Consider the following 24,775-nt stretch of genomic DNA (forward strand, 5'->3'; position numbering starts at 1 on the left):
TGTTAAAAACGGCCACGCTCCCCCGCATGGTTTAATTATATCAATGGAACGGTCTTAACCGAAAGGGTGCGGGGGAACGAATTTATGTCCATAAATGCCGCCGGTTAGTGTGCTGGGAAAAAGACCATTTGCAGTGCAAAAATGACACCTAATGCATACAATAGCGGATGGACCTCCCGCCCCTTGCCGCTGAACAGCTTCATCAGCGGATAAGTAATGAAGCCGATCGCTATTCCCGTCGCAATGCTCGAAGTGAGAGGCATGCTGATCATGATCGCGAACGCCGGGAAAGCTTCATCGAATTGTTTCCATTGGATACGCGCCAGCCCCTCCATCATAAAGCAGCCTACAATAATAAGCACGGGCGCCGTAATGGCCGGAAGGGAGGAAATTCCTTCGATGATCGGCGAGAAAAAGATCGACAGGAAGAACAGTCCGGCGACTACGACCGAAGTCAACCCGGTACGCCCCCCGGCCGCCACCCCCGCCGTCGATTCCACGTAGGCGCTGGATGGAGTGGTTCCCATCAAGGAGCCCGCTGTTGTAGCCAAAGCGTCCGCCACCAGGGCCTGCTTCGCCCGGGGGAACGTATTTCCTTTCATTAATCCTGCCTGCTCAGCGACACCGATCATCGTTCCCGTCGTATCGAAGATGGTGACGAGCAAGAAGGCGAAGACAACCGTGTACAGCCCGTGGGAGAATACACCCGGAATGTCCAGATCAAATAACACCGGTGCCGTAGGGAGGGCCACAACGCCCTTAAACTCCATCATTCCCATGATATATCCGATAATCGCCGTTACGGCCATGCCGATAAACAGAGCTCCATGGACCTTGCGCGCCATTAAAATTAAGGTAAGAAATAGCCCGACGAGAGTCAAAACGGTTACCGGCTGATGCAGGTCGCCAAAGGCTACCATGGTGGATTCGTTGGCAACCACGATCCCCGACGATTTTAAACCGATGAAGGCGATGAACAGTCCGATTCCCGCAGTTATGCCGAACTTTAGCGGCGACGGAATCGATGCAATCAGTGTCTCACGCAGTTTGGTGAAAGTGAGCAGCAGGAAAAGAACACCTGCCAGAAAGACCGTACCGAAGACCACCTGGTAGCTCACCCCATGAGAGGCAACGACCGAGGTGAAATAAACGTTCATTCCCATTCCCGGCGCCACCGCTATCGGATAGTTGGCTGCCAGGGCCATCGTCAGTGTTCCGATGATGGCGGCAATAACCGTTGCCGTAAACACCTGTTGAAAAGGCACACCCGCCCCCGAAAGAATAGCCGGGTTAACTACTACGATATAAACCATAGTCAGGAACGTAGTCACGCCCGCCGTCAATTCTGTATGGACATTGGTGCCGTTTTCCTTTAACTTGAACCATCTTTCCATGTCAAAAAAAGCTCCTTCCCGTATCTCATGCAAAACAACACTTCCGTATCCTAGTCCAAACCGGTTCCTTTGTCAACTGTAGAAAAATCCCCGATCTTTATTTAAATTATTACCGAAAAATTACAATCTCCCGAACCGAGCTTCCAATGCTTTACCTTTACTTTTTGTTAAAAGAGAGAGAAATAATCGTTTGACAAGAGTTCAATGAACGAAATCCTTTCCTTGGGCGTACTATCTTCAGATTCGTCATCATATAAGGAGGTCATTCGATTGAAAATAACATGGGGGAGAAAAAAATGCCTCGCTTTATCCGCAGCTTTAGCAGTTTCCGCTTCTGTTCTTCCTGCCGCTTACGGGACGGGCTTACCCGGTTCCGCGCAAGAAAAAGAGATGGAGCAAGAGAGCAGACCTATGGCAGCAGCCCGTCCTTCCGCCGAGGCTGGGACAACCGCTTTGCTGAACGCCGACGATATTGAATCGTTTGCGGACCAATTCTTTGCCCGGGACGACGTGCAGGCGATGGATATTCCGGGAGCCGTACTGATCGTCATCAAAGACGGAGAGATCATTCTGTCCAAAGGCTACGGTTATGCAGACAGGGAGCGCAAAATTCCGATGGATCCGGATACTACCGTCCTTAGAGTCGGCTCCGTATCCAAAGTATTTACCGCGACGGCGGTCATGCAGCTGCTGGAGCAAGGCAAGCTCGATCTTACATCGGATATCCAAACCTATATGGGGGATATTCAGCTAAACAATCCTTCAGGAACTCCATTGACCCTGAAGCATCTGCTGACGCATACGACCGGCTTCGATTTTCCCGATCTTAAGCGCACCGACATACATATGGATCTGGGACTCTTCACTCCAATGGAAGATTATATTAAAGAGCACATGCCTACCGTCGTCCGCCAACCCGGAACTACATTTACTTATGACAATTTCGCTTCCATGCTGCAAGGATACATTGTACAGAACTTATCGGGGATGCCATTCAATGAATATGTGGATCAACATATTTTTCAGCCGCTGAACATGAACAGCAGCAGCTTCTTGCTTAAAGACTCCATTCGCGACAAGCTGGCAACCGGGTACAGCTCCTTGGGACAGCCTGTACCGCTATATACTCTCAAACCAACCGATATGCCGCAGGGCAGCCTGTTTGCCACAGCTTCGGACATTACCAGATTTATGCTGATGCAATTGAATGGAGGAGCCCTGGATAATGCCCGCGTCCTGGAGGAAGAAAGCGTACTACAGATGCAGCAAATCCATAATGCCATTCATCCCGAGGTGCCGCATATGGGCTATGGCTTCGAAACGGCTTACCACAATCACCATAATGGGCATTCCGTCATTGGTAAAGGAGGAAATATCCCGGGATTTTCATCGTGGATGTGGCTGCTTCCCGAGCATAACACCGGTGCCTTTATTGCCTATAATAAAGATGACACTTTGACGGCCGAATTGAGAAAAGAATGGTTCAATGCCTTCATGGACCGGTATTTTCCGGAATCGGAGCCGAAGGAGTATATAACGTCCACGCGGGAGGAACTTCTGCGTTTTGAGGGAACTTACCGGGATTTGCGGCAGAAGTTTCTGGTCAGCCGCGTTTCCGTAACGCCGGAAGGCCAATTAGAGGTTCAGTCCGGCAAAACGTCGAAAATATTGCGCCAGCGGGATGCCCTCCTGTTTGAAGATGAAGACGGGCAGCCTCTTGCCTTCAAAGAACGGGAAGATGGAAGCATCCTTTACCTGTTCTACAATAATCCGGTTTCCTGGGCGGAGAAAATGGCCGAACCGGACGGATTTATCGATGTTCCCGATCATCATCCTTATGCCTCTTATATCCGGGAGCTGGCTGAATTGGAAATCATTCGCCCTGAGCCGGACGGTTCGTTCGGGCCGGAGATCCCGATGACAAGAGCCCAGTTTGCCTCGCAAATCGTAACTGCACTCGGGCTGGAGCCATCGAAAGTCCCGGTGATGTTTGCCGATGCCGCGCAGCATCCGGAAGCCGCCCTGCTGCAAACCGCACTGGAATCGGGAATCGTCCGGGGAACGGCTCCCGGCATCTTCGAGCCGGATAAGCCGGTTACCCGTCAGGAAGCTGCCGTCATGCTGTGGAACCTGATGAAGACGTTCGGGACTCAGCCTGGGGAAGCCATCCTCGCTGATGAAACGGATGAATGGGCCCGTGAAGCGGTTCAAGGCCTGGTGGCCAACCGGATGTTCGGGCCGGAAGTAATTGTTTCGGCCAACGGCTCCGTCCAGTTCCGTTCCAAAGACGTTCTGCTTCGGCAGGAAGCCGCCGCTCTGCTCTATTTCATGCTGCGCCAGATTTATTGATCCTGAGAAGTAGGTATTTAATTAACAATTGCCCGTTATCGGAGTTCCGGGGTGACGGGCAATTGTTTGAATATGCGTCTTGAATATTCCTTAAAGTCATGCTATAGTTCAGGTATCTCTTTAAATCTTGAGGAGGATTATTAAATAATGGTGTACTATATCAGACTGCGACTCCCTTCTTTGAACAAGTAATTGAATATGTTCAAAGACTCTGTTTGTCTTAAAACAGAGTAAACGGGATCAGTCTGCCCATTTTTAATAATCTTCATTACGCAATAAATTAATGAAGAAAGGCGGGTTAATCTGCCTTTCTTTTATTTAAATATAAGAAAGTATAAGTTTTTATCTATACCTGTTCTTATATTTCATCGGTAAACGCGCCCGTCCTATGGACGGCGATAGCCGTTTATCCTTGTATGCAGATGATTACCTTCTCTTTGTATTAAGGGGAAGGTTTATTGGGCTACGACTATTTTCATATAATAAACCTTACCTGTAAGGTCTTCTTCCCATTTACTCTGAATCACGGGCAAATAGCCTGTGATTTTTTTATTTTGGTAAGAAAGGGAGAGACAGAATGAACAAGTTAAACAACAGCGCAAAAATAGCGAAGACATTTGAAACGATCTTCAAATGCCCCCACTGCAGCGGTTCGATGAAGGTAACGGAACTAAAAAGCATGAGGTGCCTTAATAAGCATACATTTGATTTTGCCAAAACCGGCTATCTGAATTTACTGACCCGTCCCGCTAACAGTCATTACAAAAAAGAATTATTTGAAGCAAGACACAAAATGATTGCCGAAAGTGAATTATATACTCCTTTGCATGAAGCCATCGTAAGATGTATACAAGGGCATGCGGCTGCCTCCGCATCTCCTTTAATGGTTGTAGATTTAGGCTGCGGAGAAGGCTCTCATCTGCAGAAAATTTTGAATGAGCGGATACACCCAGCCATGACCGGATTCGGCCTGGATATATCGAAGGAGGCTATTAACCTGGCTTCCAAAAGATACGAAAACCACATTTGGCTTGTTAGCGATTTAGCCAAGCTGCCGTTCAGAGATGATTCGTTCCATGTCATATTGAATATTTTGTCTCCCTCGAATTATAAGGAATTCAAGAGGGTTTTGGTTCCTGACGGGTTGATCATTAAAGTCGTGCCTCGGCCCGATTATTTATTGGAGCTGCGAAAAGCCTTCTTTGAAAACAATGAAAAAGAGCATTATAAAAATGATGAATCCGCGAAGCTTTTTAAAAAACACTTCGATTTACTGGATGTCACCCATATCAGCTATGTGAAAAAATTAAACCGGGAGGAAATGGATCATTTAACGCAAATGACCCCTCTCGCCTGGTCGTCAGACAAAATGCACATGGATATGTTCAAAAATCAAGACTCCGCGCAGATCACAATAGATTTGGATATTTTAGTCGGGGTAAATAAGAAAATGATATAAGGGTTGCATCACAAGATGTCTAACTATGTATTCAATCAACAAGTGCCCGTTACCCGGAGTTCCGGGTGACGGGCGGATTATTATTAAGTCAATACATCCCTTAACTACTATAAAAACGTCTTTATTTGAAAATTCCTACTCATACCTCAAAAGAAAATATCCTACTTATTAACCTTTCATCATCTACAAATCGTGGTGGATTTGTAATCAACTCATCAATAATTTGTTTTTCAATTTTTACTTTTTCATCATGGTCAATCATATTAATTATGGTATCCCGACTCCCCAATCCGTTTAATGAAGTACCAAGGACAAGTCCAGCCTTATCAGTAACGATAAATCTATCATGTTGTGGTGTCCGACCTGAAGGCGTTGAATAAATATAGACCATGGTTTCTGGAGGATTCTGGTCACATATATTCTTCCACTCGAGCTTGTACTTCTCATGAATACTTGTTATATCTAAATCTTTTTGTTTAGAAGAACATAGTATTTTTACATCGACATTTTGTGGGATATATTTAAGTAATTCTAGATCAGTTGGACCAAAATAAGCATCATAAATTTTAACATATTCAGTTGCATAGTCCGATAACCAACATCTTAAGAAATCTATTGCAGCATCTCTTTCTCCTAAACTAAATGTATGCATTTTGGGGGCCACATTCTCTAGAAACGTTGATGTTTCCGAGGTAGCCGTCAAATTATTAATAACTTGTCCCATTTTTGATATCATATCTAATAATTGTAATGTCTCTGAATATAATGATTCTAGTCTTGGAGTAGAAAAGGATTTACTGCGTGAAATTACAGAATTTTCAATATACCATAATGCGATATTATACGTTGTCTCAAAATCGTATCCTAAACAATAGTACATCCATTTTGAAATAACTGCTTCATGTTGAACGACCCCCCTACCTGAATATAAAGTGTTTAAGATGGTTCCACAGGCAGATGAAATCACAGGGAGATAGTCGTCTTTTTTAGAAATGTCCAATCTTGATGGATCACTACGAAGATTGAGTGCTAATATTTTTTCTCGAGACTTTGAAACAAACATTGGAGAATCTATATTTTCTGCTAGAGAACTCGCAAAAATTGGATCAATACTATGGGCTAGTTCAACAGCACTGCCTAAAAGTTGATCTCTTGATTCTTGACTCGAGAAAGCATTGGATTGCTTAACCACTTCTTCAAGTAGGAACTTAGCTGCTTTAGAATTCGACAATTCATTATAGGACTTTGCAACAATGTGAAAACGACCTGCCCTATCAACGGAGTTCGTTATGTTCTTAAGATCTTTTTCAGCAACTGCAATGATTGTTTCAGAAAAAGATTTGTCAGTTGCGTAAGATTCAGTTGCTGCAGTTGCTTGTAACAACACTTTATCTGCACAATTTGGTACTGTAAGAATCTCCCTTTTTATTTCTTCCCAAGATAAGTTCAAGGGGTCCCATCGTGTGTTTGCCCGAAATGAACTCGAACCTCTTAAGGCCTCTTTAAGTTTGTTAATTGATATTCTGCACGCAATCTTATAACCATCATGTGTAATATTTTTAGTATCGGGTAACTTTTCATTTACAATTTTCGATAATTTTTCAGCAATAGTTAGAACTTGTCTCTCATTTAGGGAAGTTTTTAGTTTATTTTCTTGTTTATAAGTTACAGACTCAACAAGTTTATAAATGTAACAATAAATAACTGCATCCATCCTTAAATGATTTATTAATTCGATTACTTTTAAGGCCTCGGCAAAACTTATATTTGTTGGATAATTTGAAATATCGACCGGATCTATTGGAATTCTCTTTGTAAAGAGATATTTTAATACCTCATCAAGTGCACCGTCCCTCAAGTACTCTGGAAGTATTTCCAACTTATTAAATAATACATTACGTTCAACTTCAAATAATAGCGGTGCACTATCGATAAGAAGCTGCTGTAGCGTCAATTCATCTTGACAATGCTCTATTTCAAATAATACTTTTGTTGAAAGTTCATTAAATAAATCTTTCTTGTTATGCAGCAAACATTTTAAAGCCAAGCTGCTCAATAGTATATTTCTTTCTATACTAGAAGGGATTAGTGAAATAGCTCTAACACAATATGATATTCTCTCTTTGAAATCCTTACTGTTTAATATATCAGGCACAATTCTAATTATGATTTTACAAATCTCTAAATATAAAGTTGTTATTCTTTCATCAGTAAACACCGAACTACTCTTTTTTGTTTCTGCCAATTTATATATTTGCAAAGATAGTTCACGATTTGCTATTGCAAGCACACTGGATACATCAAATCCACAAGAAACTTGCTCCCACAAGCAATCAATTTTCTCGTAAGATTGTATAAGATTATTAAATAATTGTTTAGCTTTATCAGGATTATCATTATAAATCCAGCTAACAAAATAAGTGATTGCATATGTTCTTCCGGTGGAATGTTGAATCGATAATATCCTATCCAAATATTTTAACTTTTCTTGGTATGGCGTGTTTAAGCTTGATTTAGTAAACCGCTTAATAATTTGAACATAAACCCAGTCGCGATAACTTCTATTTTCAATCAGATCTAGTGTTTGATTTATAAAGTTTACTGAATGACAATTAGAAGCTTGTGAAGTATATTCTCTTAGTACTTCTCCATATGCAAAGTCTCTTCTTCTTGCTCTATTTAGCTTTGCCGAAAATGAGACCGCAAGTTCGTGGTTATACTTTGTCAGAGCAGCGATTAATTTCTTCGTGATTTCTAAATGATCAGCAGAAGTATTTAATAAAGTATCAAAAAAGTTACTTAATTCGGTTACAAACTCGTTTTCTAATTTTGAGTCGTTTGGTGCAAGTTCTTTATGGGCTAAAAGCAATCGTACGATAACAAAACAACGTATATCTATATCTTGAATCTTATCAATCCCAAAATAGACGTTATAATATCTTTCGGTTGCTTCCTCGAGCGACCACCTTTTAATTACCCTGGCTAATATCAAGTCTAGTCTTGCATACTCGTCTATTGGATGTTTTATGATAGTTTCTTTAATTTTATCAAACTCATCTATCAAGTTCTTTAATTCTACTTCATCATGTAAATAAAGTCCTTTTAATAAACATTGAGCGAGCTTTCTTAAATGCATTTGAGTCGGTGCATAATCCTCACTAAACTTAATTAGATCTAAAGCTTTCATAATCACTTCACATATTTTGTGATTTCCGTCATTCATATTGCACCATGATTGAAGCAAATAAATTTTTGCGGATATATCTGATATCTGCTCTACTTGTTCGTATAGGTCATCTATTGTAACTCTTTCTAGTACTGAAGAAGCTGCCTTTGCAAAATCATTTAAAGAGTCATTACTAATTTGAGATTTAATTTTCTCTGCAGTTGAGTCATCAGGACCTGCTTTAATTAAAACATTTGTTAACAAAATATCCGTTAGCTGATTTTTATAGTTAGAATTCCCTCTAGATTCTGCTATTTTTTCTATCAGTTTTAAAGCTGACTTTGTTTGAAATGTGATTAAATCTGTACATATATCTAATAATTTATCAGTTAGTGCCTCTGTTAACTCGACAGTATTATCTATAAGTTCAACCGACTCATCGAGTGTTTTTAAAATTTCATTAGGAATAGGTTGATCTTTCTTAATCATTTCACTACCTATCTTGGCAAATAACATTAGGCGATCTTCTGGAAGCATACAACTATACGCTAACTGAATTGCGTTTTCATAATTATCTAGAGCAAGTAAAGCAATTATTTGGTTCTCAACTACAGGGGGATTAGAGATTAATTGCGTAAAAAATGATTCTGTCAGTGCTCCCCAAAATAACCTTTGGCTATCTCCACGTGAATATGCCATTTCAGAGAGTGATCTTATTATTCTACGTACTAGTGATACATTTCTTTGCGTTCCTAATATTTTTGTTATGTTTTCAACATTGATTAACTTAACTAAGGATTCATAATTATTATTCTTAATATATAGTGATGGTAGAAATAAAGCAGAATCTTCAACTTGTTTGCTTTCATAATAAGAGATTAGTAATTGGGTGGTCGAAACATTTAATTCATCCAATTTATTTGAAATAAACGACTTATATACATTATTAATTTCAACTATTTGACTTGATTTACGTAATTCAACGAATAACAAGTCTGAAATATATGCATCAACAGTTTCTTTTTTCAGCTCTAAAATCTCAGAAAGTTTTTGCACAGTAATTGGTTCTGGAGTACTAACAATTACCGATAGTATATTCATTAACTCAATGTTCTTTTTATCTAGATCATTCCAAGCAGATTCAATCAACTTATTATAGGTACTCGGTAGATTTGATATTAAAGTATCGAATTGTGATGACTCGGCTTTCTTTAAGGACTTCAAAGTATCTGCTAAATATCCAGGCATTCCTTGAGAGATATCATATATCTTCTTTATTTGGTCATGATTGAGAATTTCTCTAAAATACTTTTCAGTCTCTTCTAGCGAGAAATTTTGAATGGGAACGGAATCAGCTTTAATATATTCCTCTAGCTTCCCAGTAGAACTTAATAAAATAAATATACCAGCCGGGTCATCCATAGGAAGATGGCTTAAAATATTCTCCTCTCCATTTATGTAGTTAACTTTATCTAATCCATCAATAACAAAATAAAAGGGACCATCGCCAGTTCTTTTAATATAAGCAATTAATTCTCTAGACATCCGGTAAAATAATTGTTTTATCAAGTGATCTTCGTGTAATGAGTCTTGAGGTATTGCACTTGAAAATTTGGATGATATTGCCGGAATTTGTTGCATCTGAAGACAGAGCTCGAATAAAAAGAATGATGAATTTGTACTCCAGAAATTATCTTTTATAAAAAATGATATACATCTCTCTGGATGTAACCGAACAAATTGGGACAATAAAATAGTCTTTCCGCTAGCTCCTGGACCCTCTAATAATATCTTTGTCCTATCTTGGTTAAACATATCTCTAATTTGTCTCACGAGAGATTCCCTGAAGATCTCGTTTTCGGGAGGTAACGGCAGTAAATCATGATTATAAGAAACCGTTAAATTCATATTTTTCTACACCTCATTATTTTCGTAATAAGCACCTCTATAATACGTCCAATTTTCATGTCCTTCATATCGAATACTATATAATACAGAAGTCCATAAAATAATAATCCTGATTTCCAAATTAAAAAAACCGACAGTGAATTTGACTTTATTAAGAAGTCATTCTAGCTGCCGATTTTTATCACATAATTAAATGCAAGGCTAGGGCACTTAATCCCACCTGAGCTAAGCGGTACGGGCTTATAGAAAAATGGGACAAATGGCCTATCACCTTATGTCCATCTTACTTGAAAATCCCTTGTCTATCAACAGATATTGTAGATAAATTGCAAAGACCTAGTTAAGGCTATCTAGCACTTATTCCAACGAAACTTCGAAGACACGTGAGGGCATTACATGCGATCCCCTGCCAGTAGTTGAAATAAACAATGTTATGATTCATTTTTCTTTTTTGTGATTCCTTTAGTATCGTCAACAAATAACTGATGTTAGATTCTGGACGACTTCGTTTTCCTCCGCTAGAGGCATGAACCCATACTCGGAAGACTAACGACTTATCCTCCTTAAAATTACCAGTACCATCTATACTTTTCGTTCTGGTGTGAACTTTCGGCTTATCATTGCATTACATACAACTCTTGCCGAACTCTGAATTCTCATTGTCCTAGAAGAGTTTTTCCCACATAAAAGGTTCAAGCGTAACCTTTACCAAGATAAAACAGTATTTGTTAATTGCTCATATGTTTTTCTTAACTAACGTTTAGATGCCCAAATTAATTATCCTCCCGCACTCTGATATCTTTTAATTCCATAAAACCACATCAAGAGTGAAAGCAAGAAACAAGCTACGGCAACTAGAGGGGCAATTAAACCTAACCAAGTCGGGAATATTCCCCCATCCTTGGAAAGGATGACGATGGATGGGTAATAATTAATAAACGCAAACGGAATACCGAAGGTTAGCAGCGTTTGCACGAAGAAACCATAAATGGATATGGGATAAGATATAAAGTCACGCAACGCGCCATACAAAGTAAATAAAAACTGAGATCTTGTAAAGATAAATGCCCAGCTCCCCAAGAAAATGAATGCGGCAGCATGCATCAACCCGCCGCTGACTAATACGACACCAAGAAAAAATATGGTGGCAATGGACCAATCGGTCTCCAATTGCACTAACGACCAAATTAAAAACGAACCGGCAACGATGAAATGCGCAATATACCCTATATTGAATTGATTTGCGCTAAGGTGGGTAAGCGGATGAAGAGGTGAAGTCAAATAGCGGTCGAATCCCCCGCTTATAACCAATGAATCGAAACCCGTCATATGGTAAAAAAATGATGCGCCAAGCGCGTAAGTAAATACATTAAGACTAACGAGCAGTGCAATCTCGGACCAATTCCATCCGTTAATCGTTTGAAATTTTTGCACCAACAGCCATAGCACAACAAAGTCTGCAACATATCCTAACCCCTGCCCCCAGATCCCGATTAGGAATGCCCCACGATATTCCATCTGTGATTTAAATTTATATAGAACGAAACGCAAAAATAGTGACAAGCCCATAGGATCCCTTCTTTTCTACATAATCTGTTAACCGCCTTGTATTGCCAGACGCCGTAGTGCCGTCCACCATAATAACGATACCAAACCGTACAGAATAGCGATCCAAATCAAGCCGACAATGATATTTTGATAGATTTCGTTTGATGTCATTTTCCCTAAATAAACTGCAGCAGGAACAAATCCCAGAAACTTGAAAGGCAGCATATTGGCAATATCCTGCCAGACCGGAGGGAAGAACCATAGCGGGATAAATGAACCTGAAAAAATTTTAATAAGTCCTCCCACCGTCCACCTTAGAGCAAAGGTTGTCATAAACCAAAAGGCGACGAGAGCAATAAGATAGCCAATCCCAAAAGAAATCAACAAGGCGATCATAACAGTGGCCACAAAGGGAATGAGATCATGAGTTGCGGAGATCGGCTGCAGCCCGAAGAGCAACGCGGCAATAAGCAAAGTCGGTATCAACTGAAAAACAATCTTATACATGTTTTTCCCCGCTTCATCGGCAAACAAAAAGAAAGGATAGCGAAGCGGTTTTACAAGATGCATCATTATTCCGCCCGTCTTCAAACTCTCATCAACCTGGTTATGTACATGTGTCATCAGTATGATAGATAAGCTCGTATTCAATATGGAATAGCTCACCATTTCTTTAAGTCCTACACCACTCGTAATGGAATCTCCAAGCAGGGCTTTCCATATCGATATTTGAATGAGAAGAAAAAGGATGTTGCCGCCAATTTGTAGCCATACTTCAGCCCGATAGGCCATACTTCTTGAGAACGATTTCATGGCTTGAGAGAAATAAGCCATCATGTGCCGGCCACCTTCTTCTCCACGAAATTGGACAATCCTTGCATACTTTTATCGCTTTCAGAACCTTCACCCTCCAGGTGTTGGTATAAAGACCTTATGACGTCCTCAATATCGTTCTCCCGCATCGTCACGTCGATAACCGGATGCTGTGTTGCTATTTTGCTGATTTGTTCAAAAACAGAAGCATTATTCCGGGAAAACTGATAATGCTTGCGCTTTCCTTCATCTTGAATCAATTGGGCACCGGGAATAGATATAGGATGGATTGGATCGGCAAATTCAATCGTCACCTTCTGCCCCCCGCCTAACTGCTCCTTCAATTGCTTGACCTCGCCGTCATAAACCAACTTCCCTTTGTTCACAACCAGCAATCGGGGACAAATCTCATCGATATCTTTCATATCATGGGTTGTCAGAATGATAGTTACTTTTTTCTCCTGATTTACGGTTCGCAGAAACTCCCGTATCCGGTCCTTTGCCATAATATCCAACCCGATCGTAGGCTCATCCAGAAATAAAATGTCGGGCTCATGCAAGAGGGAGATCGCAATTTCTGCGCGCATCCGCTGCCCCAAACTTAATTGACGTACAGGCTGTGTGATGAATGAATGCATGCCCAGCAATTCAATGTATTTATTATAATTTTCCTTGTATGATTTAAGGGGTATTTTATAAATATGCCTGTGCAAATCAAACGAATCGGCGACAGGAAGATCCCACCACAACTGACTCCTCTGTCCAAATACAACTCCGATATGCCGATTATTTTCTCTTCTCTTTTTATGCGGATTGTTTCCGCGAACAAGAACATGGCCCGAAGTGGGGACAAGAATGCCTGTCAGCATTTTAATAATTGTTGATTTGCCTGCACCATTTTGCCCAAGCAGTCCAACGGCCTCTCCCTTGGCTATTGAAAAAGAGATCTCTTCTACTGCTCGATTAATAGAATATTCCTGAGTGACCAAATTGCGAAATGACCCCCAGAACCCTTTATATCGCTTATATTGCTTATATTCCTTTACTACATCATGTAAAGAAATGATAGCCATCATTACACTCCTCTATTTTCTAATAGTTGGAAATTCAAAAGGATTATAACAAAGAAAAAAAGTTTCTTCAATAATGAATACTATTGGCAATATCATTCAGCATTTTATTCGTTGAACAAAAAAAAGCCCGCACCCTAAAGGTACGAGTCGATGACATCTCATAAATTATTCCTTACGAAAAGAAACGATTCCCACGTCCTACTTCGACTGCAATTCCAATGGTACCCAGTCTTGCTGACGAAACTTTTTTACTCTATAAAATACATTTTGCCATCCACTTCGAGGGATACCGAAGACTGTGCCAAATCTTCTTTCAGCTGCTTCGCGTAAGCCACCACTTGATCAATCGATTTTTTATCGAGCTTTTCGGCGAAAGCGTAAACAATCGTGACGTTTTCCTTAATCAAAGTCTTATCTTTATCGACCCAAGCTCCTTCCCCATCCACAGCGGTAGCGCCCCCAAACCATTCCGAGAAATTCGTAAGCGCCTCATCAACGAATCTTTGCTGTGCTTCCTCGGTAATCGGGATGTTGCCCTTTACCGTAGACGGTACGTAGATTTTGATCACGTGACTAAGATGAAACTTGCCATCAAGCGCACTGCCTGTAATTCCGACTGTCTCAGAGCCCTCCGCACTGTAAGACTGCTGGACAGGTAAGAATACGAGAGTCAAAAGTACAACAAATGCCGCCGCAATCATCCAACTCTTTTTCTTCATTATCGATGTCTCCTTTACTATTTTCTCACCGAGAGATTGCTTACGAAAAACTTTTCACTCCGTCTTCATACCAACCAGTCGGTATTTAGGGATCATTATACATTTCAAAATATGTTATAATCAATGGGTCTTCAGAATTATAAAAGGAGATTTGGTAATGGGAAATCAGGAGCAATCACAGAAAACAATCGATAGATTAATTAAGTCCGGAGTAGAGCTGTTCTCCCGCCAAGGCTATTCAAATACAAGCATCGAGCAAATCGTAAAACACGCAGGTTATTCAAAAGGCGGCTTTTATGCTCATTTCACTAGTAAAGAGGAATTCTTGCTTACCATCATCAAGGAAGGAATCGACTTTTATTTTGATGAATTAAAAGCGGCATTGGCACGGAAGGATCAGAATATGCTGAGCAATTTCAAGGAATTTTCTCTACGGTTAATCAGAGAATCTTATGAGCAAGGTTCCTCGTTATTACTGATTCATGGATGCATGAACTCGAATGAGCTTCCCCTGGTCAAGGAAAGGCTTATTGAACAAATGGAAGAATGGCGACAATTCCTCACGCATTTTTTTCAAGTGATGAAGGACGAAGGCCTTATTGGAAGTCCCCTGGACGCGAGGATTCTTGCTACAGCATCCATGGCCTTATTTAATGGAATTAATCTGCAGCACTTTGTTGACGAAAGAATTAAACTGGAGGAAATGCTGCTCGTAATCTTCGAGCTGCTTCAAATCCGAGAACAATAGCTATCTTCGAAACGTCAAATTTGGATGCTGAATTTAGCACAGGATTGGTTGATGAACGACAGCGGGGCGAGGAATATCGGCCGAATAACCCCTCATGACGGTCTGCAGCTGCATCTTTTATCTGCTTCCCGTTCATGAGGGTATCCTCTTCGGCCAACTCTTTTTAGAGGTCCAAAATATATTGAGCAGAGTTCACAGTCTTGGAAATAATGACTTCATCCACCCGCCGAATGTCTTTGGAAACATATTCGTCCGCGAATTGCGGTTCTTTAAGCCTGACGGTAATTTCATAAGGGCCCGGGAAGTAGAACGGTTTCCGATCCTTGAACTGCAGCGCCCGTTCCACGTCGGCCCTAATTTGTCTTGCCGATTGTTCCGGGTGAAGACTTCTAACCTTGCCGTTGGGATGCCCCCATTTGACAACCGTATTAGGCAGATCCGGTCCCAACAACTGTCTCGCCTCCTGGACAGCGGCAAGATCACCGCTAATATAAGCCACAGGAACGCCATAATCGCCGGCTATAAGGGCCATTTGGCCAATTTCACCGTAGACCTGTCCGCAAATTTCATAAGACTTCCATTTCACATGACTTTGAGTATGCGGCATTACCGCAAGAGGTGTTCCTTCCATAGCGTGGTAACCAACAAGAAGCAGCGCATGGAAAGATTCGTCCAACGAAGTTAATATATTTGTAGAAGAACCGGGTTTTTCGAGGATTGCAGACGAATGGAGCTTCTCCCAGAGCAAGTTGTAATCCGAACCGCCCCCATGCCCGTCATTTACAATAACTGTACTTGCGCCGGCGGCCAGTGCTCCCTCAACCGCCGCGTTAACTTCGTTCGTCAGTATGTTCTGATAGTTCCGATAATAAGGCGTCCCTTCCTTAACATGATCCCAATGATAAGCCAGACTGATGCCTTCCATATCTGTAAGTATATAAACCTTCATTCGTCGCCCCTCCATTTCCATGAAATATTAAGAGCAAGCTTTAACGCTAAAAAATAAGGGATGCATCGACATCGTCCATAACAATTCCTGCGCACAAACCCTCGAAATTACGTATTTCATCATAATAATACCACTGTTTCAAATTATAGGGTATTTCTTTTGGTTTGCTCATTTTTGCACATGTGACATGGAATATTCGAGCTTGTATTGCTGTGTTCTCCTGCCCGTTACTTCAACGGGCAACGGCAGCCAATCTTGGATTGACTGCCGTCGTTATTCATCAGCCGGCATCTCGAAGGGCTTGCCAGTCATGGATGGGCCGATTCATGATTCCCTTCTTCATCCGGATCAGAACGTAGGCTTGACGATCATAAGAAGGATAATGGCTATCGCGATGAGGTTTGCGACCCGATCGCGAACTTGCTTTTTCTGAAGCAACGCCGCATGCTCGCGGGGGATGTCGCTGTCCTCCGTTTGCCCCGCAATTCTGTTCATTTGCTTCAAAATCGGCTCTACCGCCGTGATGGCATATACGCCGGATACGAAAAATAAGACCAAGGATGCGATATACCATTCCAACCGAAACAACCAAGGATTTATCCACCCCATCGACAACCCGGAGAGAAGGATCAAGCCGAAGGAAGCGTTGGCGTTCCGATTCAATCTGCTCACGATCCGGTGAGCATAGCGAAGCTGCTCCGCCGTCTTCGCTTTCCGCAAAATCATATTAAGGAGAAAGACGGGTCCGACACCCAAGATAGCCGACAAGATATGAATCACCAATAATGCGGTATAAAGATAATGCATCGTATTCCTCCTTTTACTTACTGCCCGTCACATATACGACCGCTCGACAATATAAGGCGGATTCCGCCGCATCCATTAGGACGGAGGCGAGGCGTCTCGTAAGAGCGGTCATTCGATGGCCCCGTCGGACTCGTTGAGCCGATAGCGGCAATCTTCATAGGCACTTCCCTCCCACGAAAATAGTTATTGATCGTTCTGACGAACTTTCCTATGGAAGTTGGTTAATATGACTTTTAACAAATCCATAAACTCCTTATACCCCGACTCGTCAAGATCAATACCGGACAATCCCGCTTCCATTACCTCAGCTAACGCTTCTTCGATCTTCGGCACGATGGCCTTTCCGTCATCCGTCAAATAAATGTTTTGGTTTCGGAAATCGACGGGGTCGATTTCTCTTCGGACATAACCTTCTTTCTCGAGCTTCCGGATTGCTTTGGCCGTAGTCGTCTTGTCGACCAGCAGAAGCTCGCTTAACGTTTTCTGATTTAATCCCTCCTTCTTCGCTAGCATGAGCAGAAACATATGCTGTCCGAATCCGACCCGCAGTGGGGCGAGCCTGGCGGAGACAAGAATCTGCAGATGGCGGTAAATGGCGGCGATTTCTTTCCCATACGCCCCATGCTGGAACAGATCACGATTCATCATAACCTCGACTCCATTAGTTTATTTTCCAACTTTATGCATAATACTTGAATTTATAATGCATTGTCAACTAATTTTGCAAATAATAACCACTGTGATATCGGCACACATGCATAAAATGCAATCAGCCTGTATATCACAGTGGTTTCTCTTATTTATGAACAAACTTTCTCATTACTTCGATCATTTTTCCATTACATTTAACCGACTACATCCATTCACAACGCTACAACTACTTAATCAACTGCACTTGCTGTATCCGCAGTTAGAGCAGGTTTTGCAGCCCTCTACGTTCAGCAAGGCGACGGAGCCGCAGGATGGGCAGATGTCCTTCGAGCTGACGCCGGGCATCGGGATTTCGAGAGAAGCGGTGACGGGTGCTTCCTCATTGACCTGTGCCGACGTTGTAGCCATCTCCTGCTCGGCGGTGGAACCGATATGCGTCTCCAGTGCTTTGGCCACCGCATCGGCGATCGATTCTACCCGATTGACGCCAAAGCCGATGGCTCCGGAACCGCCGATTCCCTTCAGGTGCTTGATCAGCAGGCTGACCTTGTTTCCGTGGTCCCCGTAACGGAGGAACAGCGAGCAGACGCGCCCCAGTGCTTCCGACATGGCGAAGACATCCGATCCCGCTTTGCCCACGTTCAGGAAAATTTCGCTCGGAATACCGTCCAAATCGTTAATCGTAATGTAGGCCATACCGAACGGCGTGTTGATTTTGTACGTGGCTCCGCGCAGCACCTGCGGACGGCTCTTGTACTGCTTGTCGAACACTTTCGGTTCCACGGCGGCCGCAGTAACGGACAGCGATGGCAGCACAGCCGCATCATTCCCGCCTGCCGCCGTTTGGGCAGCAGCCGATGCCCCGGCTTCGGAGCTTGCTGTGGAGTCGGCTTTCGCTTTGTCCTCCTTCTTGTCCGTGGACAGCACCTGCACGTCGCGGCTTCCGTCCCGATAGATCGTTACGCCTTTGCAGCCGAGATCAAATGCAAGCTCGTACAGTTCCTTCGTCTCCTCGACGGTGAAATCCGCCGGACAGTTGGCCGTCTTCGAAATCGAGCTGTCCACCCAGCGCTGGATAGCTGCCTGCACACGGATATGGTCCTCCGCCGACAGGTCCATCGCGGTTACGAAATAATCCGGGAGCTCTTCATTCGGATGACTGTCCTTCCATTCCTGGGCAATCGGCACGTATTGCTTGTCGTAACCGAGCCGGCTTTGGCGGAAGTATTCGAAGGCGAAGTACGGCTCGATCCCTGTCGATGTGCCCACCATCGTTCCCGTGCTTCCTGTCGGTGCTTGCGTAATAACTGTGACGTTGCGCATTCCTTTATTTCGAATAGCCTCTTCCACTTCGGGATAAACGGCTATCATGTTTTTCATAAACCCGCTTTGCAGGAATTTATCGGCTATGAACTGCGGGAAAGCACCTTTCTCTTCGGCAATTTCGGCCGATGCGAGATAGGCTTCCTTGGCCATAAATCCATACAATTTATCCAGGAATTCCATCGATTCCGGGCTGCCGTAACGGATTTTCAGCTTGATCATCAGCTCCGCCAATCCCATGGAACCGAGCCCTATGCGGCGTTCCCCCTTCTGATTGCGTTCGTTCTCCGGGAAGTGATAAGGAGTCTTGTCGATGACATTATCCAGAAACCGGGTGGAGTAACGGACAACCTTGCCAAGTTCTTCCCATGCCACGTCATCATTGGCCTCATCATAGAATTTCGACAGATTGATCGCAGACAGATTGCACACTCCCCAAGCCGGAAGCCCCTGCTCCCCGCATGGATTGGTACAGATAATCGGGTTGAAATACCAACTGTTGGACATTTCATTATAGTATTCAATAAAGACGACACCCGGCTCCGCCGATTTCCAGGCGGATTCAATGATCGTATGCCATACTTCTCTCGCACGAACGGTACGGTATTCCTTGACCTGCTTGCCGGCTTCCTTCCACTTCTTCAAATCGCCGTCCCATACATCGTTATAGTCCGGATCGTTCGTATCGGGGAACACAAGCGGCCATTCCAAATCTTCCTTGACAGCCTTCATGAAATCGTTGCTTACACAAACCGACAGGTTGGCATTTGTGATCTGCCCCATCGTCTGCTTAACGGTAATGAAGTCAAGCAGGTCCGGATGCCAGTCGTTGATCATCAGCATAAGTGCCCCGCGCCGGCTTCCGCCCTGTTCAATTAGACCAGTCGTATAGCTGAACAAGCCGCCCCATGATACCGCACCGCTGGAGGAGCCGTTAACTCCCTTGACAACTGCCCGGCGCGGACGCAGCGAGGACAGGTTAATGCCGACTCCGCCGCCACGCGACATAATTTCGGTCATCTCGGACAAGGTATTCATAATTCCGCCGCGGCTGTCATGCGGTGACGGAATGACATAACAATTGAACAGAGTCAGTTCATCGCTCGCGTCAGCCCCCGCTGCAATCCGTCCTCCCGGAACAAGCTTCCAGTCATCAAGGATATATCTGAACTTTTCTTCCCATTCCCGCTGCTTCTCCGGAGTCGCTTCAACAGAGGCCATAGCTCCGGCCAGCCGGTCCCACATCTGATCGGGAGTGCTTTCCTTCGTCAGAGTGAGCTTCTCGATCGTCGATTCGACCACCTCTCCTCTGCGAAGCTTGACTGTCACGTTACGGCCTTCCCTGCTTATAATTTCCCCCACTTCCTTAGCCGGAAATTTGGGGTCATCCTTCGTCAGTACAAGAACAACATCCCCTACCTTGGCGTTGCTCGTATCCGCATCCTTCATTGCATAACGGTCCAGAAATATTTTTTCGCTTAATCCTTCCAGACGTGTCGTCTGTGCAGCTCCCATTTATACGACCTCCTATAAATAATCAAGCCCTGTCGTTATCGTCCCGTTCCTGCACTGTTTACACAGTGTCCGAAGGCAGAAAAAAGAGACTTAAGGCGTCGGGTATGAGCATCCAATCCCGCCTCATAGCCCCCAATGTCCATATATGACAAGGATAAACGGATATCGCCGTCCTTTGGACAGGCCCGTTTACCGATGAAATATAAGAACAAGTATAAGGTGAAACTTATACTTTCTTATATTTTGATAAAAGACGATAGTTCGGGCCCTTTACGCACCCTGTCTATATGTATAATATTACAACATATTGTGTGCGATATCCATTATACAACACTATATATAGTACTACTAATAACCAAACATCCAAAAAAATCATTTAGCCTGTCCGCAAATGATCTTTTCTTTTATTTTCTCTATTAAGCTCATTTTTTTAAATCAGGCACCTGAACGCAAGTCAAAAAATAGGCCTTGACAAGCCCCCTGTCATCGGCGGAAATTCCATTCGTCGGTGCCGTACTTCTCGCGGACCAGACGCTCCGCCAGCTCCTTCTCATAAAGAGTCAGTTCCGCTTCTTCCAACCGGATGTCCATTCCTTCCGCTATGCCGCGGACGAATGCCTGCTCCACTTCTTCCAGCTTGACGGGGTTCATCCCACGCTCCCTGCGAAGCTGATTGATGGCCACCGCTTTGGACTCGAAGCTTTGCTCAAGCCGCTCCTTCAAGGCTTCGCTGCGAAATTTCAAAAGCGAAAACAACTGCTTTACGTTCAGATCAAGCAAAATCGATCCGTGCTGGAGCACAACCTCCTTCTGCCGGACCTGCGCGCTGCCGGCCACCTTGCGCCCTTCGACAACCAGCTCGTACCAGGACGGGGAATCGAAGCAAGCGGCTGAGCCCATAGACTCATATTTCGCCTTCTCTTCTTCGGAAGCGAGAGTCACCATTTCCGCATCGAGCCCCAGGTTGATAAAGCCGTTAAGCAAGCCCTGACTCAACACACGGTAAGCCTCCGTAACCCTTCTGGGCAGCCCGGGATACGACTCGGCGACAATCATACTGTAGGTCAGCTCCCGGTCGTGAAGCACCGCCCGTCCTCCGGTCGCTCTGCGGACAAACCCGATTCCCTGCCGCTTAAGCTCCTCGAAATCTACTTCATTCCTCGCTCTCTGAAAATACCCGATACTGAGCGATGCCGGACTCCAGCCGTAAAACCGCAGCGTCGGAGGAGTCCGCCCTTCGCTGTGCGCTATGAGAATAGCTTCGTCCACCGCCATATTCATCGCCGGGGCTTCCGCCCCCGAACGGATCCATCTCCATTGATTCATTATGTATCCAGCCTCTTTTCCGTGTGCTAGTTGTTGCCCATTCTTTCATCATAGCGAAAATCCCCCCTGTTTTCCACCTCCAACTAATGGATGGTTTGCCGTCCGAAAGTTATGAAACCGGGGCATTATGTTCATACTAGACACAAGAATAAATGGCTTTTCAAGCGGGAGGAGACTATGACCAGATCGGATAAGACGGAACATGTTCGAAGCATCAACGACAGGCTGCAGCTATATTTCGACCGCGGCTGGATGGAAGACTGGCAATCCCGCATGGACAGGAACGGACCCTGGGACAGCTGGACGCTGTATCAATTGGCCGTAGAGGCCGAGAAGGCGGCTCTGATCTCCAGCTTCGACGAACTGCAGTGTCTGGCTCATACGACGCAATTGGAACCGATGCCCCACCAAATCGATACGGCCAAGAAAGTGCTGTACGAGATGAGAGGCCGGGCGATCCTGGCTGACGAAGTGGGGTTGGGTAAAACCATTGAAGCCGGGCTCATCCTGAAAGAATATATGGTCCGGGGACTCGTCCGCAAAGCTCTGATTCTAGTTCCGGCCTCTCTCGTGCTGCAGTGGGTCCGGGAATTGAACCAGAAATTCGGTATCCCCGCCGCTGCCCAGAAGAAAGCTTACATGTGGACCTCCTGCGACGTTATTGTCGCCTCGATGGATACGGCCAAACGGGATCCCCACCGCAGCATCGTTCTCCAGCAGGAATATGACATGCTGATCGTGGATGAAGCCCATAAGCTGAAGAACAAGAAGACCACCAACTACCAATTTGTCAAAGAACTCCGCAAAAAATATTGCCTGCTTCTCACGGCCACTCCGATTCAAAATGATATGAGCGAGCTGTACAACCTGATAACGCTCTTAAAGCCGGGACACCTCGGGGGACAGGGAAGCTTTGCGACCAATTTCGTCGTAGACAAGCGGATTCCGAAGAACGAGGACCAGCTTCAGCAGGAGCTGTCCAAGGTGATGATCCGCAACCGGCGGAGCGACGGAGGCATTTCGTTTACTAAACGACAGGTCAATAACCTGCTGCTGACGTTATCCCCGGAAGAACAGCGGCTTTATGAAGGGGTAACCGATTTTGTCAAGGGCAGATACAACGCGGCCGGGGGCAATCTGAGCAGCATCCTGTCCCTTGTGACGCTGCAGAGGGAAGTATGCAGCAGCAGGGATGCGGTGTTCGTTTCTCTGGTCAATTTATTCAAGAAAACGGCCGAAGACTCCCCCGACCGGGTGCGAATTTGGGAGCTCGTGGAGATGATCCGCGGCATTCAGGCGAATACCAAGGCGGAGAAAGCGTTGGAGATTTTGCAGAGCATCGGGGATAAAGCGATTATTTTTACCGAATATCGGGCGACACAGGAATATCTGCTCAAATTTCTCAAGGATCATGGCATAACGTCCGTTCCTTACCGGGGAGGAATGAACCGGGGCAAGAAGGATTGGATGATGGATCTGTTCCGCAACCGCGCCCAAGTGCTTGTCGCGACCGAGGCAGGGGGAGAAGGAATCAACCTGCAGTTCTGCAACCATATCATTAACTTCGACCTTCCCTGGAACCCGATGCGCGTGGAACAAAGAATAGGAAGAGTGCATCGTCTCGGCCAGTCCAAGGATGTTCACATCTTCAATCTCTCTACCAAAGGAACGATCGAGGAGCATATTCTATCGCTGCTTCACGAGAAGATCAATATGTTTGAGCTGGTCATTGGCGAGCTGGATGTCATTCTGGAGAGATTGGACAAAAAAAGCTCCATAGAAAGCGATCTGATGAAGCTTTTCCTGGAATCGCGGGATGACGAGGAATTACGCAGCAAAATGGATGAATGGGGCCAATCGATTCTTTCCATCCGTGACGAGGTTCAGAAAGAAATTGCCCCCATGCTTTCGGTATTGAACGGAATTAGCGGGCCGGCAGCGGACCAGGCGGGAGGGCGCAGATGAATACGAAACAAATTCAGAAATACGTCATGCGCTATCTCGAGGCGACCGAGTGCCAGATCATTGAAAAAGGCCGCTCCTACGTAACCGTCAAGCTGTCTCCCGAAGCGGACAAAGATTTGACCGGCCGATCCTATTATTGGAGCTTCGTCGAGCGGACCGGTGCCGAGCCCGAGACGATGACCTTTCAATTCGTCTTCGATCCGGAAGGGCTGAAGAACGAAACGGATGCCGAATCCGCTTCTTCCCCACAGCCCTCGACGCCGCCTCAGGACAGCATTCTTGGCCGGTATTTCGGCCATGTCTCCGCCCAGACCGTAAGAAGGCTCCCCCAGGATATATTGACTTACGGCAGCCGCAGATTGGAGCAAATCTTCAACGTCGTCCGCGGCAAGGGAAAGTTCGTCCGGCTGTTCGAGGAAAACCGCGGGACCGCTAACCGGCGACCGCAAGCCGTCGGGTATACTTCGTGGTTCGGAGTCAATTTCAAGGTGGAATTCACTTGCGACCTAAAGAGAGACGAATATCATTCATTCGGCTTCAATCTGTGCAGCGGTGAATTCATGGAGCACTTTCACGAGCAGATGGAGAACGTGAAGCTGACCCCTCTGCTGCCGACCAACATCCACCTCCTCCCGACCCGGCATACCGTTGCCAAAGCCGTCAGCACGATGGAAAACCATCTGGAGAAAAAGATAAAGCGCTACGATCATTCTTGGGCGGACGAAGCATCGGAACGGCTGCAGGAAGAGCTGGACCGAATCAAACATTATTATGAGGAGCTTCTGCAAACTGCGGAACCGGAGAAGAAGCCGGAGATGGAACAGGAATATCGGGGCCGCCAGCAGGAATTGGAGTGGCAGTATAAGCCCCGGATCGTAGTTTCCGTCATGAACTGCGGATTATTTCATCTCAAGGACGGAAAGGCCCCACTATCTGACGAAAATCGCTAAAAGCTTGCAAGAAAAGAACTGAAAAAAAACAGGTCCGGCAACAGATTTAAACAAACTTTTTCATCGGGTTCCGATACACTGGAATACAGCTAGGAAAACAAAACTATTTGAA

Annotated in this window: 16 protein-coding genes; 5 read left to right on the forward strand and 11 right to left on the reverse strand. The window is 44.6% G+C overall.

Annotated elements, in window-relative coordinates; genetic code table 11:
* Positions 1–104 precede the first annotated feature (104 nt).
* Positions 105–1,394: an NCS2 family permease gene (locus ACTHRH_RS13460; protein ID WP_144935289.1), complete on the reverse strand. Its 1,290-nt coding sequence runs from the start codon at positions 1,392–1,394 to the stop codon at positions 105–107.
* Positions 1,395–1,664: 270 nt separating this feature from the next.
* On the opposite strand from ACTHRH_RS13460, the gene ACTHRH_RS13465 reads away from it, so the two are divergent.
* Positions 1,665–3,743, forward strand: coding sequence for a serine hydrolase (locus ACTHRH_RS13465; RefSeq protein WP_260982049.1), 2,079 nt, complete (start codon positions 1,665–1,667; stop codon positions 3,741–3,743).
* Positions 3,744–4,320: 577 nt separating this feature from the next.
* Complete coding sequence (locus ACTHRH_RS13470; RefSeq protein WP_150960188.1) at positions 4,321–5,202, forward strand: methyltransferase domain-containing protein; 882 nt, start codon at positions 4,321–4,323, stop codon at positions 5,200–5,202.
* Between the two features lie 139 nt (positions 5,203–5,341).
* Here the strand turns inward: ACTHRH_RS13470 and ACTHRH_RS13475 are convergent, their stop codons facing one another.
* From ACTHRH_RS13475 to ACTHRH_RS13495, 5 genes are all read right to left on the reverse strand, one after another.
* A complete protein-coding gene (locus ACTHRH_RS13475) occupies positions 5,342–10,276 on the reverse strand; it encodes a hypothetical protein (RefSeq protein WP_440415969.1) in 4,935 nt (1,644 codons plus the stop codon).
* Between the two features lie 777 nt (positions 10,277–11,053).
* Positions 11,054–11,845: an ABC transporter permease gene (locus tag ACTHRH_RS13480; RefSeq protein ID WP_440415971.1), complete on the reverse strand. Its 792-nt coding sequence runs from the start codon at positions 11,843–11,845 to the stop codon at positions 11,054–11,056.
* A 27-nt stretch (positions 11,846–11,872) separates the two neighbouring features.
* Positions 11,873–12,661, reverse strand: coding sequence for an ABC transporter permease (locus ACTHRH_RS13485; protein ID WP_440415973.1), 789 nt, complete (start codon positions 12,659–12,661; stop codon positions 11,873–11,875).
* Positions 12,658–13,713, reverse strand: coding sequence for an ABC transporter ATP-binding protein (locus ACTHRH_RS13490; protein WP_440415975.1), 1,056 nt, complete (start codon positions 13,711–13,713; stop codon positions 12,658–12,660). The genes ACTHRH_RS13485 and ACTHRH_RS13490 overlap by 4 nt, the downstream gene beginning before the upstream one ends.
* A 245-nt stretch (positions 13,714–13,958) precedes the next feature.
* Positions 13,959–14,429 carry a DUF3574 domain-containing protein gene (locus ACTHRH_RS13495; protein ID WP_440415977.1) on the reverse strand — a complete coding sequence of 157 codons (471 nt, stop codon included), beginning with the start codon at positions 14,427–14,429 and terminating at the stop codon, positions 13,959–13,961.
* A gap of 157 nt (positions 14,430–14,586) precedes the next feature.
* Here ACTHRH_RS13495 and ACTHRH_RS13500 point away from each other — a divergent pair, with 157 nt between their 5' ends.
* Entirely contained in the window at positions 14,587–15,177 is a 591-nt protein-coding gene (locus tag ACTHRH_RS13500; protein ID WP_440415979.1) for a TetR/AcrR family transcriptional regulator, read from the forward strand.
* Between the two features lie 163 nt (positions 15,178–15,340).
* Here the strand turns inward: ACTHRH_RS13500 and ACTHRH_RS13505 are convergent, their stop codons facing one another.
* The 5 genes from ACTHRH_RS13505 to ACTHRH_RS13525 all read right to left on the reverse strand — a co-directional run bounded on the left by ACTHRH_RS13505 (position 15,341) and on the right by ACTHRH_RS13525 (position 21,748).
* Positions 15,341–16,126, reverse strand: coding sequence for a M55 family metallopeptidase (locus tag ACTHRH_RS13505; RefSeq protein WP_191964383.1), 786 nt, complete (start codon positions 16,124–16,126; stop codon positions 15,341–15,343).
* A gap of 348 nt (positions 16,127–16,474) precedes the next feature.
* Positions 16,475–16,933 (reverse strand): DUF2269 family protein, encoded by a 459-nt coding sequence (locus ACTHRH_RS13510; RefSeq protein ID WP_150960181.1) that lies wholly within the window; start codon positions 16,931–16,933, stop codon positions 16,475–16,477.
* 183 nt (positions 16,934–17,116) lie between these two features.
* Positions 17,117–17,581, reverse strand: a complete 465-nt coding sequence (locus ACTHRH_RS13515; protein ID WP_440415982.1) for a MarR family winged helix-turn-helix transcriptional regulator — start codon at positions 17,579–17,581, stop codon at positions 17,117–17,119.
* Between the two features lie 237 nt (positions 17,582–17,818).
* Positions 17,819–20,422, reverse strand: a complete 2,604-nt coding sequence (locus ACTHRH_RS13520) for an adenosylcobalamin-dependent ribonucleoside-diphosphate reductase (protein WP_144935262.1) — start codon at positions 20,420–20,422, stop codon at positions 17,819–17,821.
* Positions 20,423–20,905: 483 nt separating this feature from the next.
* On the reverse strand, positions 20,906–21,748 hold the full coding sequence (locus ACTHRH_RS13525; RefSeq protein ID WP_379288391.1) for a lipoate--protein ligase family protein: 843 nt from the start codon (positions 21,746–21,748) through the stop codon (positions 20,906–20,908).
* 177 nt (positions 21,749–21,925) lie between these two features.
* On the opposite strand from ACTHRH_RS13525, the gene ACTHRH_RS13530 reads away from it, so the two are divergent.
* Both ACTHRH_RS13530 and ACTHRH_RS13535 read left to right on the forward strand, forming a co-directional pair.
* Positions 21,926–23,713 carry a DEAD/DEAH box helicase gene (locus tag ACTHRH_RS13530; RefSeq protein WP_144935257.1) on the forward strand — a complete coding sequence of 596 codons (1,788 nt, stop codon included), beginning with the start codon at positions 21,926–21,928 and terminating at the stop codon, positions 23,711–23,713.
* Complete coding sequence (locus ACTHRH_RS13535; RefSeq protein ID WP_144935254.1) at positions 23,710–24,663, forward strand: YqhG family protein; 954 nt, start codon at positions 23,710–23,712, stop codon at positions 24,661–24,663. The genes ACTHRH_RS13530 and ACTHRH_RS13535 overlap by 4 nt, the downstream gene beginning before the upstream one ends.
* Positions 24,664–24,775: the final 112 nt, after the last annotated feature.

This window comes from Paenibacillus sp. SAFN-117, from assembly GCF_051966115.1.
GTDB classification, from domain to species: domain Bacteria; phylum Bacillota; class Bacilli; order Paenibacillales; family NBRC-103111; genus Paenibacillus_L; species Paenibacillus_L residui.

Coding starts and splice junctions, on each gene's coding strand:
- ACTHRH_RS13475 (WP_440415969.1), bottom strand. CDS start 10,276: ATGAATTTAACGGTTTCTTATAATCATGATTTACTGCCGTTACCTCCC.
- ACTHRH_RS13505 (WP_191964383.1), bottom strand. CDS start 16,126: ATGAAGGTTTATATACTTACAGATATGGAAGGCATCAGTCTGGCTTAT.
- ACTHRH_RS13520 (WP_144935262.1), bottom strand. CDS start 20,422: ATGGGAGCTGCACAGACGACACGTCTGGAAGGATTAAGCGAAAAAATA.
- ACTHRH_RS13460 (WP_144935289.1), bottom strand. CDS start 1,394: ATGGAAAGATGGTTCAAGTTAAAGGAAAACGGCACCAATGTCCATACA.
- ACTHRH_RS13470 (WP_150960188.1), top strand. CDS start 4,321: ATGAACAAGTTAAACAACAGCGCAAAAATAGCGAAGACATTTGAAACG.
- ACTHRH_RS13495 (WP_440415977.1), bottom strand. CDS start 14,429: ATGAAGAAAAAGAGTTGGATGATTGCGGCGGCATTTGTTGTACTTTTG.
- ACTHRH_RS13480 (WP_440415971.1), bottom strand. CDS start 11,845: ATGGGCTTGTCACTATTTTTGCGTTTCGTTCTATATAAATTTAAATCA.
- ACTHRH_RS13535 (WP_144935254.1), top strand. CDS start 23,710: ATGAATACGAAACAAATTCAGAAATACGTCATGCGCTATCTCGAGGCG.
- ACTHRH_RS13510 (WP_150960181.1), bottom strand. CDS start 16,933: ATGCATTATCTTTATACCGCATTATTGGTGATTCATATCTTGTCGGCT.
- ACTHRH_RS13530 (WP_144935257.1), top strand. CDS start 21,926: ATGACCAGATCGGATAAGACGGAACATGTTCGAAGCATCAACGACAGG.
- ACTHRH_RS13490 (WP_440415975.1), bottom strand. CDS start 13,713: ATGATGGCTATCATTTCTTTACATGATGTAGTAAAGGAATATAAGCAA.
- ACTHRH_RS13500 (WP_440415979.1), top strand. CDS start 14,587: ATGGGAAATCAGGAGCAATCACAGAAAACAATCGATAGATTAATTAAG.
- ACTHRH_RS13485 (WP_440415973.1), bottom strand. CDS start 12,661: ATGATGGCTTATTTCTCTCAAGCCATGAAATCGTTCTCAAGAAGTATG.
- ACTHRH_RS13515 (WP_440415982.1), bottom strand. CDS start 17,581: ATGATGAATCGTGATCTGTTCCAGCATGGGGCGTATGGGAAAGAAATC.
- ACTHRH_RS13525 (WP_379288391.1), bottom strand. CDS start 21,748: ATGAATCAATGGAGATGGATCCGTTCGGGGGCGGAAGCCCCGGCGATG.